This window comes from Pseudomonas sp. AC172 (assembly GCF_979258595.1).
Genome location: NZ_OZ409868.1, coordinates 2,205,471 through 2,218,708, shown reverse-complemented (window position 1 = coordinate 2,218,708; position 13,238 = coordinate 2,205,471). Strand labels below are relative to the sequence as shown.

At 59.6% G+C, this 13,238-nt stretch carries 9 protein-coding genes; 5 read left to right on the top strand and 4 right to left on the bottom strand.

Annotation, left to right across the window (positions count from 1 at the left end):
- Positions 1 to 55 precede the first annotated feature (55 nt).
- The gene (locus tag ACZ0A4_RS09810) at positions 56 to 2,137 is read left to right on the top strand and encodes a putative bifunctional diguanylate cyclase/phosphodiesterase (protein WP_463574366.1); all 2,082 of its coding nucleotides are present in this window, start codon (positions 56 to 58) and stop codon (positions 2,135 to 2,137) included.
- Between the two features lie 181 nt (positions 2,138 to 2,318).
- Complete coding sequence (locus ACZ0A4_RS09805) at positions 2,319 to 3,065, top strand: SDR family oxidoreductase (RefSeq protein ID WP_463574364.1); 747 nt, start codon at positions 2,319 to 2,321, stop codon at positions 3,063 to 3,065.
- Between the two features lie 149 nt (positions 3,066 to 3,214).
- Here ACZ0A4_RS09805 and mapR read toward each other — a convergent pair whose 3' ends face one another.
- The 3 genes from mapR to ACZ0A4_RS09790 form a co-directional block, all read right to left on the bottom strand.
- Complete coding sequence (mapR, locus tag ACZ0A4_RS09800; protein ID WP_008087199.1) at positions 3,215 to 4,624, bottom strand: GntR family transcriptional regulator MpaR; 1,410 nt, start codon at positions 4,622 to 4,624, stop codon at positions 3,215 to 3,217.
- Between the two features lie 276 nt (positions 4,625 to 4,900).
- Positions 4,901 to 6,331 carry a cytochrome c oxidase accessory protein CcoG gene (gene ccoG, locus ACZ0A4_RS09795; protein WP_463574362.1) on the bottom strand — a complete coding sequence of 477 codons (1,431 nt, stop codon included), beginning with the start codon at positions 6,329 to 6,331 and terminating at the stop codon, positions 4,901 to 4,903.
- Positions 6,332 to 6,526: 195 nt separating this feature from the next.
- The gene (locus ACZ0A4_RS09790; protein ID WP_460090790.1) at positions 6,527 to 6,775 is read right to left on the bottom strand and encodes a DUF3203 family protein; all 249 of its coding nucleotides are present in this window, start codon (positions 6,773 to 6,775) and stop codon (positions 6,527 to 6,529) included.
- Between the two features lie 123 nt (positions 6,776 to 6,898).
- On the opposite strand from ACZ0A4_RS09790, the gene ACZ0A4_RS09785 reads away from it, so the two are divergent.
- A complete protein-coding gene (locus tag ACZ0A4_RS09785) occupies positions 6,899 to 7,411 on the top strand; it encodes an MgtC/SapB family protein (RefSeq protein WP_463574360.1) in 513 nt (170 codons plus the stop codon).
- Between the two features lie 42 nt (positions 7,412 to 7,453).
- Here the strand turns inward: ACZ0A4_RS09785 and ACZ0A4_RS09780 are convergent, their stop codons facing one another.
- On the bottom strand, positions 7,454 to 7,612 hold the full coding sequence (locus tag ACZ0A4_RS09780) for a hypothetical protein (protein ID WP_463574359.1): 159 nt from the start codon (positions 7,610 to 7,612) through the stop codon (positions 7,454 to 7,456).
- Positions 7,613 to 7,828: 216 nt separating this feature from the next.
- Between ACZ0A4_RS09780 and ACZ0A4_RS09775 the strand changes: the two genes are divergently transcribed.
- Together ACZ0A4_RS09775 and treS are read left to right on the top strand one after the other, a co-directional pair.
- Positions 7,829 to 9,823, top strand: coding sequence for an alpha-1,4-glucan--maltose-1-phosphate maltosyltransferase (locus tag ACZ0A4_RS09775; RefSeq protein WP_463574357.1), 1,995 nt, complete (start codon positions 7,829 to 7,831; stop codon positions 9,821 to 9,823).
- Between the two features lie 72 nt (positions 9,824 to 9,895).
- Complete coding sequence (gene treS, locus ACZ0A4_RS09770) at positions 9,896 to 13,237, top strand: maltose alpha-D-glucosyltransferase (RefSeq protein ID WP_463574356.1); 3,342 nt, start codon at positions 9,896 to 9,898, stop codon at positions 13,235 to 13,237.
- Position 13,238: the final 1 nt, after the last annotated feature.

The window sequence follows — 13,238 nt, the reverse complement described above, 5'->3', positions numbered from 1 at the left end:
CATTTGCCCGACCGGGAACGGACGCAATCCGCGTTGGGTGGCCACGAGAATTCCCATGCTCATCGGTAGTTATTCCTCCACGCTGGTTTTCATTTCGTTGTGTGTGGCGATTCTCGCTTCGTACACTGCCCTCGACCTCACCGGTCGCATTGCCACGGCCAAGGGTCGTGCGGTGCATTTCTGGACGGCCGGAGGTGCATTTGCCATGGGTGTCGGCGTGTGGTCGATGCACTTCATTGGCATGCTCGCCTTCAAGCTGCCGATCGATCTGGGCTACGACATCACCCTGACCGCGCTGTCACTGCTGATTGCCGTGTTGTCCTGCGGGTTCGCCTTGTGGCTGGTCAGCCAGCCGAAACTGCCGATTCTGCAACTGGCGTTCGGTGCGCTGATCATGGGCACCGGGATCAGTGCCATGCATTACACCGGCATGGCGGCGATGCGCATGACCCCGGGGATCGACTACGACCCAACGCTGTTTGGCGCTTCGTTGCTGATTGCCGTCGGCGCCTCGGCGGCGGCACTGTGGATCGCTTTCCGCCTGCGTCAGCATTCGCCTTATGTGCGGCTGATCCGGGGCGGGGCGGCGATCATCATGGGCATCGCCATTGTCGGCATGCATTACACCGGCATGGCCGCCGCGCAATTCCCTGATGGCAGTTTCTGCGGTGCCACCGTCAATGGCTTGAAGGGCAACGGCCTCGACAGTCTGGTGTTGATCACTACGTTGGCAGTGCTGTCGATTGCCTTGCTCACATCGATTCTCGACGCACGCCTGGAAGCGCGCACCGCTGATCTGGCGCACTCATTGACCGTGGCCAACCGTGAACTCACGCAACTGGCCCTGCACGACACCCTGACCGGCCTGCCGAACCGCATGCTGCTGGACGACCGCATCAATCAGGCAATGAAGAAGGTCCACGAGCAGGGCGGCTGTTTTGCCTTGATGTTCATCGATCTGGACGGCTTCAAACCGGTCAACGATGCGTTCGGTCACCACATGGGTGACCAGTTGTTGCGTGAAGTGGGGTTGCGTCTGCGTGAAGACTTGCGCGGCCCCGACACACTGGCGCGCATCGGTGGCGATGAATTCGTGTTGCTGGTGCGTCTGACCGAACCCAATGACGCACTGGGGCTGGCGGCACGTCAGGTCGGCCTGATCGCACAATCATTCCGTGTCGCCGAGCATGACTTGCAGATCTCCGCCAGTGTCGGCATCGCCCTGTATCCGGGCAATGGCCAGAACGCGCAGGAACTGCTGATGAACGCTGACGCGGCGATGTACCACGCCAAGGGCGGCGGCAAAAATGGTTACAGCTTTTTCGACGCGTCGATGAACAACAACGCGCGCAAGCAGTTGCAGTTGTTGCAAGACCTGCGCGCGGCGCTGGAACACAGCCAGTTCAGTCTGTATTACCAGCCGAAGTTCGACGCCGCCAACGGCCGTCCGGTCGGCGCTGAGGCGTTGCTGCGCTGGCAGCATCCGATTCACGGCATGCTGATGCCGGACAAGTTCATCGAACTGGCGGAGAAATCCGGGCTGATCATTCCGATCGGTGAATGGGTGCTCAATGAAGCCTGCCGGCAGATGCGCGAGTGGTACGTGCTCGGTTACACCGATTGGCGTATCGCGGTGAACCTGTCGGCGTTGCAGTTCTGCCACGCCGGACTGGTGCGCAGCGTGGCCAAGGCGTTGGCCACGCATCACTTGCCGGCGAACAGCCTGACCCTGGAAATCACCGAGACCACGGCCATGAGCGATGCCGATGCGAGCATGACGGTGTTGCAGGAGTTGTCGGACATGGGCGTCGATCTGTCGATCGATGACTTCGGCACGGGTTATTCCAGCCTGATGTACCTCAAGCGTTTGCCAGCCAATGAGCTGAAGATCGACCGTGGTTTTGTGCGCGATCTTGAGCATGACAGCGATGATGCGGCGATTGTCTCGGCGATTGTCGCGTTGGGGCAGGCGCTCGGTTTGCGCATTGTCGCTGAAGGCGTGGAAACCGGTGTGCAGCAGGAGTTTCTGACGCAGTTGGGTTGTGATTCGCTGCAGGGTTATCTGTTGGGGCATCCGATGCCGGCGGACAAATTCATGCAGGATATTGCGCGGGGCGAGCAAGTGGCGGTGGTCTGATCGACCGCGTTATCGTTCTTCGCGAGCAGGCTCGCTCCCACATTTGGAATGCATACCCCCTGTGGGAGCGAGCCTGCTCGCGAAGGCGTCCGGCCAGACACAACAGAGCTCATGCAAAACCCGCCAATGGCGGTTATTCTTCCCCCCGACTGTTACGTGTGCATTTGGGGGAAAGGCCAGCATGGATAAAGTCATTGTGATCACCGGTGGCGGGCGCGGGATTGGCGCCGCTACGGCGTTGTTGGCTGCCGAGCAGGGCTATCGGATCTGCATCAACTATCAGCAAGACGAGCAGGCTGCGCAAAGTGTGCTGGAGCAAGTCCGTGCACTGGGCGCCCAGGCCATCGCCGTACGTGCCGACGTCAGCATCGAAGACGAGGTGATCGCGCTGTTCCATCGCGTCGATACTGAATTGGGCCGCGTCACCGCTCTGGTGAATAACGCTGGCACCGTCGGGCAAAAGTCGCGGGTCGATGAAATGTCCGAATTCCGCATTCTGAAGATCATGAAAACCAATGTCCTGGCGCCGATCCTCTGCGCCAAGCACGCAATCCTGCGCATGTCGCCCAAGCACGGCGGGCAGGGCGGCAGTATCGTCAACGTGTCGTCGGTGGCCTCGCGTCTTGGCTCGCCGAACGAATACGTCGATTACGCCGCGTCCAAAGGCGCGCTTGATACCTTCACTGTCGGTTTGTCCAAGGAAGTGGCGGGCGAGGGGATTCGGGTTAACGCGGTGCGCCCGGGGTTTATCTATACCGATTTCCACGCGCTGAGCGGCGACCCGGATCGGGTCAGCAAGCTCGAGTCGGCGATTCCGATGGCCCGTGGCGGGCGGCCGGATGAGGTGGCGGAGGCGATTGTCTGGTTGTTGTCGGACAAGGCTTCTTATGCGACCGGGACGTTTGTTGATTTGGGGGGCGGGCGCTGATCCTTGGGATTTGTGTTGCCTGATCCGGCCCCATCGCTGGCAAGCCAGCTCCCACAGGTTTCTGTGTCGTACACAACATACGCGGTGACATAGAACACTGTGGGAGCTGGCTTGCCAGCGATGGGGCCAGTGCATTCAACAAGAAATCATCAGAACGACCGCACAATCCGCCCCAACGTCTCCATGGCCTTTTCCGAGTCCTCAGTCCAAGGGCTGCCATAGTTCAGGCGAATGCAATTCCTGAAGCGTTGTGTCGGCGAGAAAATCGGCCCCGGGGCGATGCTGATGCCTTGCGCCAGTGCCATCTGAAACAACTTCAGCGAATCCATCTGCGGCGGTAATTCCAGCCACAGAAAGTAGCCGCCGGCCGGCTGGCTGACCCGCGTCTGCGCCGGGAAATAACGGGCAATCGCGGCGAGCATCGCGCTCTGCTGTTCTTCCAGTGCGTAGCGCAATTTACGCAGGTGCCGATCGTAGCCGCCGTGTTGCAGATAATCGGCAATCGCTGCTTGCGCCGGCATCGAGGCGCACAGCGAGGTCATCAGTTTGAGTCGTTCGATTTTCTGCGCGTAGCGCCCGGCGGCGACCCAGCCGATGCGATAACCGGGGGCCAGGCTCTTGGCGAACGAGCCGCAGTGCATCACCAGACCTTCAGTGTCGAAGGCCTTGGCCGGTTTCGGTGCCTGTTGGCCGTAATAAAGTTCGGCGTAAACGTCGTCCTCGATCAGCGGCACCTGATGACGACGCAACAGTTCGACCAATTCCTGTTTCTTCGCCTCGGGCATGGTTGCGCCCATCGGGTTCTGGAAACTGGTCATGCACCAGCAGGCCTTGATCGGATGGCGTTCCAGGGTTTGCGCGAGCACGCCGAGGTCGATGCCGTCGCGCGGATGCACGGGGATTTCCACGGCTTTGAGTTTCAGGCGTTCCAGTACTTGCAGGCTGGCATAGAACGCCGGGGCTTCGATGGCCACCAGATCCCCCGGTTCGGTGACTGCTTGCAGGCACAGGTTCAGCGCTTCGAGGGCGCCGTTGGTGATCAGCAACTCTTCCATCGGCAGCATCAGGCCGCCGACCATATAGCGCAGGGCGATTTGTCGACGCAGTTGTGGGTTGCCCGGCGACATGTCGGTAACGACCATGCGCGGATCCATCTCCCGGGCAGCGCTGGCCAGCGAGCGCGACAGGCGCTGCAGCGGGAACAGGGTGGGGCTGGGGAATGCCGAGCCGAAGGGTACGGTGCTCGGGTCTTTGATCGACTCGAGTACCGAGAACACCAGTTCGCTGACGTCGACTTCGGTGGAGTCGTTGACGTGGCTACTGATCACCGGCTCGGAAAACGGGCTCGGTGCGTGGGTGTTGACGAAGTAACCGGAGCGCGGCCGCGCGCGGATCAAGCCACGGCGTTCGAGCAGGTAATAGGCCTGGAACACCGTGGACGGGCTGACACCGTAGGTCTGGCTGGCGTAACGCACCGAAGGCACGCGCTGGCCGGGGCCAAGGACGCCGGAGCGGATCAGTTCAGCGATGTCGTCGGCGAATTTTTCGTAGCGTTTCATCGAGGAGCCTTGGTGCTGGTTGAATAGATGGGTGTCAGGTAAAAAGCCCCTCACCCTAGCCCTCTCCCGGAGGGAGAGGGGACTGATTGCGGGATGCTTGTGAACTACACCGACCTGAAATTTCTCTGCTGAATCCATAATCGACTCGGCCTGAAAATGCCTTGCTCAATCCATAATCGACTCGGTCTGTCAGGTCGATGTATAGCGACAGACACCTCGGTCGGCCCCCTCTACCCCTGGGAGAGGGTTGGGGTGAGGGGACTGGATTCTAACGGCTCAACGATTCATCGGCGCAACAAACCTGCTCTTCGCCACGCTGTAAACCTCAGGCTCATCGCTGTCGGCAATCTTGAAGCTCAAGGTCTGCGAGCTGCTGGCCGGGCGTTCTGTGGTCATCGCCACCGACACCGGCACATCGACAATTTCGCCCGCAGCAAGACTCAACTCAGTTTTTCCTTGCAATTGGAAGCCGTCGCCGTCGACCAGGCTTAGGTTGTAATCCTGACGCTGCTGGGTCTTGTTGATGACTTTGAGGCTATAGATGTTCTCAATCTGGCCCTGACCGTTTTCACGGAACAGCCCGCGATCCTTGGTCACGTCCAGCGAGACCATCGGCCGCTCGACCAGCGCCAATGCCAGAGCGCCGATCATCGCCACCAGCACCACGGTGTAGCCAATCAGTCGCGGGCGCAGCAGATGCGTTTTGCCACCCTGCAATTCGCGCTCGGAACTGTAGCGGATCAAACCGCGCGGGTAGTTCATTTTGTCCATGATCGAATCGCAGGCGTCGATACACGCGGCGCAACCGATGCATTCCATCTGCAAGCCGTCGCGGATGTCGATGCCGGTCGGGCAAACCTGCACACACAACTGACAGTCGATGCAATCGCCCAAGCCTGCTTCCAGCGGTTTCACGTCGCGTTTACGCGGGCCACGGTTTTCGCCACGGGCCACGTCGTAGGAAATCGCCAGGGTGTCTTTGTCGAACATCACACTCTGGAAGCGTGCATATGGGCACATGTGCATGCACACCGCCTCGCGCAGCCAACCGGCATTTATGTAAGTCGCAGCGGTGAAAAACAGCACCCAGAACAGGCTGACGCCGCCGATTTGCAGGGTCAGCAGTTCTTCGGCCAATGGCCGGATTGGCGTGAAATAACCGACGAAGGTCAAGCCGGTCAGCACGCTGATCGCCAGCCACAAGGTGTGTTTGGCCGCGCGCCGGGCCAGTTTGTTCAGGCTCCACGGCGCGGATTGCAGTTTGATCCGCTGGTTGCGCTCGCCTTCGGTGATTTTCTCGCACCACATGAAGATCCATGTCCACGAACTCTGCGGGCAGGTGTAGCCGCACCAGACCCGGCCGGCAAACACGGTGATGGCGAACAGGCCGAACGCGGCGATGATCAGCAGCGCCGAGAGCAAAATGAAATCCTGCGGCCAGAACGTCGCACCGAAGATATGGAATTTGCTTTCGGAAAGATCCCAGAGCACTGCCTGACGCCCGCCCCAGTTCAGCCACACGGTGCCGAAAAACAGCACAAACAGAAATCCTGCGCCACTCATGCGCAGGGTGCGGAACAGGCCGGTGAAGCTGCGGGTGTGGATCTGGTTGTCGCTGGATTTGGCCGTCGCCTTCATTGGGCGCGCGGGCACACTCTTTATAGTGGGAGATGCTTCTACGGTTCGGACGGGGATTTGTTCGCTCATGGTTATTCGCTCATCAGCCTCCATCAGGCCTGAGCACTATGAGCGCCGATCTGTTTGCATAACAGACTCAGGTATTTCAATAAAAAGCGGATCAGATATGATTTTGCGCAACGCCTGCGACAAGTTGAAGCAGCCCGCAGGCAAAGGCGCAAACGCCTATCTCAGGCGTTTGCGCGGGGTGTTGATCAAGGTCAGTCAAATCACCGAACCACTCTCGTCGGCCTTCAAATGCTTGCGGCCGTCCTTGGCGCCTGCGACGGTCAATTCGTCGGCTTCTGCCTCGGTGATGTAAACGCGGCGGCCTTCTATTTCCACGAATGACATGGCCTTGTCACTGTCCGTGCGCACTTCCAAGGTGTCGCAAATGCGGATTTCTTCACCATTCTCGACGGTGAAAAAACACACTTTTTGTTCGGGATTGGATTCATCGACTCGAACGGGCATGAGGGCAGTCCTTTTTTCAGAGGGGTCTGAAGGTTAGGGCGCACGCTTCGCCGATCGTTCTGCGCAACTGATTAATGGTCGCCGCTGTCCATCGTCTATCGAGCCAATAATAAGGACTGCACGATGAGCGCGTGGTGGCATGAAGTGTGGGAGGCCCTGCAGACGGAATTCGCCGATATCGGCGATGCATCGCAACTGACGCGTATCACTGTGCGCCTGGTGATGGCAGCGGTGCTGGGCGGGATTCTCGGTTTTGAGCGCGAACACAAGGGCAAGGCTGCCGGAGTGCGCACGCATATGTTGGTGGCGCTTGGGGCCGCGCTGTTTGTGCTGGTGCCGCAGACGTCAGGAGCGGAGTCGGACGCGATGAGTCGCGTGGTGCAGGGGGTGATTGCCGGGATCGGCTTTCTCGGTGCCGGGACGATTCTGAAAAACCATGAAGGCGATGAGGGGCATGTCAAAGGCCTGACAACCGCTGCTGGGTTGTGGATGACAGCGGCCATTGGTGTCGCGGCGGGGTTGGGCAAGGAGGCGACGGCGGTGCTTAGCACTTTTCTGGCGCTAGGCATCTTCAGCGTGATGCCGCGTATCGTGAAACTTTTCGAAACGGATGAGCAGAAAACGGATGATCACTAATGATCGTTCCCGTGCAGAGCATGAGAACGATCAAGAAGGGGTTTAGACGATCACGGGTGGCATCGAGCTCGGCGGTTCTTCTTTCGGCGGTGGCGTGGTGCCGGGCGGTTCCTGCTCCGGAATCGGCTGGGGCTCTGTCTCGGGCAGGGTGGGTTTGTCGATGTTCGGATCGGGTGTTTCGGCCGGGATCGGGATGTTCATCGGTGGACCTCCGTGTGGCACATGGCGTGAGAAGTGCTTAAGTGGATTGACCGCCCTGCACGTCATTCGATCCGCTTTTCTGACCCGGCAATTTCATCTGAACTTTTCCCGACGCCGGTCGCTCGGAACCTAAGTGAGTTCATTCCGGGCAGGCGCTCGATTGTGAACGCCGAACCGGCACAAGAGCGTCCTTGGGGCGTTAAGGAGAGATGCTCAATGACTGCTGAAAAACCCTCAGAGCTGAGCTACAACCCGCACATGCCACTGTCGCAGGCACTGCTACTGCCGCGCATTGTCATTGAAAACACCATGCCGACCCTCGATGGCGGGCAGTTTGCCGTCAAATCGATTGCCGGTCGTGAAGTGGTGGTCACCAGCAAAGTGTTTGCCGACGGTCACGACAAACTCGCCGTGCGCATCCGCTGGCGCGAGGAAGGCGAAGACACCTGGCAAAGCGAAGTCATGGCCGATCAGGGCAATAACGGCTGGCAGGGTCAGTTCCGCCCTGAACATCAGGGCCGCTACCTGTATTGCATCGAAGCGTGGATCGATCTCTTCGCCAGTTTCCAGTACGAACTGGAGAAAAAGCACACCGCCGCCGTACCCGTTTCGCTCGAGTTGCAAGAAGGCCGCACGATGGTGCAACAGGCCGCTGAACGCAGCGAAGGTCAGCTCAGTGAGCAATTGGCTGCCTTGCACCATGAATTGTCCGGCCTGCTCGAAACCGAGCAAGTCGCACTGTTTCTGCACTCGCGCAGTGCGCAGTTGATGGCCGAGGCCGATCACCGCGCGTACTTGAGCGTCAGCGCCGAATTTCCCATGGACGTCGAACGCGAACTGGCTGAATTCGCCAGCTGGTACGAACTGTTTCCGCGCTCGATGACCGACGATCCCTGCCGCCATGGCACTTTTAACGACGTGCATTCGCGCCTGCCGATGATTCAGGACATGGGTTTCGACGTGCTGTATTTCACGCCGATCCACCCGATTGGCCGCGCCCACCGCAAGGGCCGCAATAACTCCCTGAGCGCCGGCCCCGATGATCCCGGCAGCCCTTATGCGATTGGCAGCGAGGAGGGCGGGCACGAGGCGATTCATTCGCAACTCGGCACCCGCGAGGACTTCCGCCGACTGGTGGCCGCTGCCGCTGATCACGGTCTGGAAATCGCTCTCGATTTTGCCATTCAGTGTTCCCAGGATCACCCGTGGCTCAAACAGCATCCGGGCTGGTTCAACTGGCGCCCCGACGGCACGATCAAATACGCGGAGAACCCGCCGAAGAAATACCAGGACATCGTCAACGTCGACTTCTATGCGCCGGACGCGATTCCAAGCCTTTGGATCGAATTGCGCGACATTGTCATCGGCTGGGTCGAGGAGGGCGTGAAGATCTTCCGCGTCGACAATCCACACACCAAACCGTTGCCGTTCTGGCAATGGCTGATCGCTGATGTGCGGGCGTTGTACCCGGAAGTGATTTTCCTCGCCGAAGCCTTTACCACGCCAGCGATGATGGCGCGGCTGGGCAAGGTCGGGTACACCCAGAGCTACACCTATTTCACCTGGCGCAACACCAAGGCTGAGCTGGCGACGTATTTCACTGAACTGAATGAATCGCCATGGCGCGAATGCTACCGACCGAATTTCTTCGTCAATACGCCGGACATCAACCCGGCGTTCCTGCACGAATCCGGGCGCCCGGGGTTTCTGATCCGTGCAGCGCTGGCAACCATGGGATCGGGCTTGTGGGGCATGTACTCGGGGTTCGAGCTGTGCGAGTCGGCGCCAGTGCCGGGCAAGGAGGAGTACCTCGATTCAGAGAAGTACGAGATCCGCGTTCGCGACTTCACTGCGCCGGGCAACATCATTGCCGAGATCGCCCAGCTCAACCGCATTCGCCGGCAGAACCCGGCGCTGCACACGCACCTGGGCCTGAAGGTCTACAACGCCTGGAACGACAACATTCTGTACTTCGGCAAGCGCAGTTTCGACGGCAGCAATTTCATTCTGGTCGCCGTCAGCCTTGATCCGCACAACGTGCAGGAGGCGAACTTTGAACTGCCGCTGTGGGAAATGGGCCTGTCCGACGATGCGACGACCCACGGCGAAGACTTGATGAACGGGCATCGCTGGGACTGGCATGGCAAGTATCAGTTCATGCGTTTAGACCCGGCGTATCAACCGTTTGGCATTTGGCGGATTACTGCCTAACCACAGGTTGCTCATCGTTTTCGAGCCAAGTGATCGGCTCACGGTTTATCCAGTATTCAGCAGGAGTTTCACATGGCGAAGAAACCCAAGGCAGCGACCTTTATCAAAGACCCGCTCTGGTACAAGGACGCGGTGATCTATCAAGTTCACGTCAAATCGTTTTTCGACTCCAACAACGACGGGATCGGCGACTTTCCCGGCCTGATCGCCAAACTCGATTACATCGCCGATCTCGGCGTCAATACCATCTGGCTATTGCCGTTCTATCCCTCGCCACGTCGCGATGACGGCTACGACATCGCCGAATATCGGGGCGTACACAGCGATTACGGGACCATGGCTGACGCCAAGCGCTTTATCGCCGAGGCGCACAAACGCGGCTTGCGGGTGATCACCGAGCTGGTCATCAACCACACCTCCGACCAGCACCCGTGGTTCCAGCGTGCGCGCAAGGCCAAACCGGGTTCTGCGGCGCGGGACTTCTATGTGTGGTCGGATGACGATCAGAAGTACGACGGCACGCGGATCATTTTTCTCGACACGGAAAAATCCAATTGGACCTGGGACCCGGTCGCCGGTCAGTACTTCTGGCACCGTTTCTATTCGCACCAACCCGATCTGAATTTCGACAACCCGCAAGTGATGAAAGCCGTGCTTTCGGTGATGCGTTACTGGCTGGACATGGGTATCGACGGCTTGCGTCTCGACGCCATTCCGTACCTGATCGAGCGCGACGGCACCAACAACGAAAACCTTCCGGAAACCCACGACGTTCTCAAGCAGATCCGTGCCGAGATCGACGCCAATTACCCTGACCGCATGCTGCTCGCCGAGGCCAATCAATGGCCGGAGGACACTCAGCTGTATTTCGGCGACACCGATGCTGCGGGCCTCAATGGCGACGAATGCCACATGGCGTTTCACTTCCCGCTGATGCCGCGCATGTACATGGCTCTGGCCCAGGAAGATCGCTTCCCGATCACCGATATTCTGCGTCAGACCCCGGAAATTCCCGCCAACTGTCAGTGGGCGATCTTCCTGCGCAACCACGATGAGCTGACGCTGGAAATGGTCACCGACAAGGAACGCGACTATCTGTGGAATTACTACGCCGCAGACCGTCGCGCACGGATCAACCTCGGTATTCGTCGACGTCTGGCGCCGTTGATGGAACGCGATCGTCGGCGCATTGAATTGCTCAACAGCCTGCTGCTGTCGATGCCCGGCACGCCGACCTTGTATTACGGCGACGAGATCGGCATGGGCGACAACATCTACCTCGGCGACCGCGATGGCGTGCGTACGCCAATGCAATGGTCGATCGACCGCAACGGCGGCTTCTCCCGCGCCGACCCGGCGAGTCTGGTGCTGCCGCCGATCATGGATCCGCAATATGGCTACCTGTCGGTCAACGTCGAAACCCAGTCGGGCGACCCGCATTCGTTGTTGAACTGGACCCGGCGTCTGTTGGCGGTGCGCAAGCAGTCCAAGGCCTTCGGCCGTGGCACCTTGAAGATGCTCTCGCCGAACAACCGTCGCGTGCTGGCCTACACCCGCGAATTCACCGACGCCGACGGCAAACACGAAATCATCCTCTGCGTGGCCAACGTCTCGCGCAGCGCGCAAGCGGTGGAGCTGGACCTGTCGGCCTACGTCGGCATGGTGCCGGTGGAGATGCTCGGCGGTAATGCGTTCCCGCCGATTGGCCAGTTGAATTTCCTCCTGACCCTTGCGCCTTACGGTTTCTACTGGTTCGCGCTGGCGGCGGAAAACCAGATGCCGAGCTGGCACGTGGAGCCGGCACAGAGCCTGCCGGATTTCACCACGCTGGTGCTGAAAAAACGCATGGAAGAACTGCTCGAAGCGCCTTCACGCACGACGCTGGAGCAGAGCATCCTGCCGAGCTGGCTGCAGAACCGGCGCTGGTTCGCCGGCAAGGATGCGGCCATCGACAAGGTGCATCTGGCCTACGGCGTGCGCTTCGGCGACGCGCAGCATCCGGTGCTGCTCAGCGAAATCGAGGTCACCAGCGGCGGGCAGACCAGTCGCTATCAACTGCCGTTCGGCTTTATTGCCGAAGATCAGGTTGGCCCGGCACTGCCGCAGCAATTGGCCTTGTCCCGTGTACGCCGTGTACGACAAGTCGGTCTGATCACCGATGCGTTCAGCCTCGAAGCGTTTATTCGTGCGGTGCTGCAAGGCATGCAGAACAACACGGTGCTGGAGTCGAACGACGGTGAAATCCGCTTCGCACCGACGCCGCATCTGGAAAAACTCGGCCTCGGTGCCGAGTCTGAAGTGCGCTATCTGTCCGCCGAGCAATCGAACAGTTCGGTGGTGATCGGCAACAGCCTGGTGCTCAAGCTGATACGTAAAGTCGCTTCTGGCGTACACCCGGAACTGGAGATGAGCGCTTACCTGACCGAGGCCGGGTTTGCCAATATCTCTCCGCTGCTCGGCTCGGTGATCCGCCGCGACGCCAAGGGCGAAGACAACTTGCTGATGATTGCCCAAGGCTATCTGAGCAATCAGGGCGACGCGTGGGAATGGACGCAGAACAACCTCGAACGGGCGCTGCGCGATGAACTGGCTGATGCCATGTCCGAGCAGGAGCAGCATTACAACGCCCTCAGTGAGTTGAAGGATTTTGCCGGCATGCTCGGTCAGCGTCTGGGTGAGATGCACAAGGTGCTCGCCGCGCCCACCGACAATGCCGACTTCGCGCCGCAGGTGTCGACGGCCAAGGACATGCAGGCGACGGGCAAGGATGTCGTCGCGCAGGTCGAGCACGCCTTGAAGCTGCTCAAGCAGCATCAGGGCGAACTCAGCGCAGCGGATCAGAAACTGGTCAAACGCCTGATCGACGAGAAAAAAACCATTCTTGCGCATGTGCAGGATCTGGCGAAAAAGGCCACGGGTGGCTTGCGTATCCGCGTTCACGGAGACCTGCATCTGGGCCAGGTGCTGGTGATCAAGGGCGATGCCTATCTGATCGACTTCGAGGGGGAGCCGGCGCGGCCATTGAGCGAGCGGCGTGGTAAACACAGTCCGTACAAGGATGTCAGCGGCGTGCTGCGCTCCTTCGATTACGCGGCAGCGATGACCATCAACGTGCATAACGTTGACCACAGCGCGGAGTCTGAAACCGCGCGGCGTCTGGTCGCCGAGCGCTATTTGCGTGAGGCCCGTGAGGCATTTGTTCAGGCATATCGCCGTGCGGCAGCTAGTCTTGATCATGCTTGGCAAGATCCTGAAGGGGCCGACGCTGCGCTGGCATTGTTCGGCCTGGAGAAGGCGGCCTATGAAGTGGCCTATGAAGCCGAAAATCGCCCCACGTGGCTGCCCGTGCCGTTGCACGGTTTGTATGGGTTATTGACGGGGCTTAAACCCTTTTCCGATCTTGGTGGAGAGTAGT

Bases quoted from the DNA above. Each gene is read 5' to 3' on its own strand.
- ACZ0A4_RS09810 (WP_463574366.1), top strand. From the start codon at position 56: ATGCTCATCGGTAGTTATTCCTCCACGCTGGTTTTCATTTCGTTGTGT.
- ACZ0A4_RS09805 (WP_463574364.1), top strand. From the start codon at position 2,319: ATGGATAAAGTCATTGTGATCACCGGTGGCGGGCGCGGGATTGGCGCC.
- mapR (WP_008087199.1), bottom strand. From the start codon at position 4,624: ATGAAACGCTACGAAAAATTCGCCGACGACATCGCTGAACTGATCCGC.
- ccoG (WP_463574362.1), bottom strand. From the start codon at position 6,331: ATGAGCGAACAAATCCCCGTCCGAACCGTAGAAGCATCTCCCACTATA.
- ACZ0A4_RS09790 (WP_460090790.1), bottom strand. From the start codon at position 6,775: ATGCCCGTTCGAGTCGATGAATCCAATCCCGAACAAAAAGTGTGTTTT.
- ACZ0A4_RS09785 (WP_463574360.1), top strand. From the start codon at position 6,899: ATGAGCGCGTGGTGGCATGAAGTGTGGGAGGCCCTGCAGACGGAATTC.
- ACZ0A4_RS09780 (WP_463574359.1), bottom strand. From the start codon at position 7,612: ATGAACATCCCGATCCCGGCCGAAACACCCGATCCGAACATCGACAAA.
- ACZ0A4_RS09775 (WP_463574357.1), top strand. From the start codon at position 7,829: ATGACTGCTGAAAAACCCTCAGAGCTGAGCTACAACCCGCACATGCCA.
- treS (WP_463574356.1), top strand. From the start codon at position 9,896: ATGGCGAAGAAACCCAAGGCAGCGACCTTTATCAAAGACCCGCTCTGG.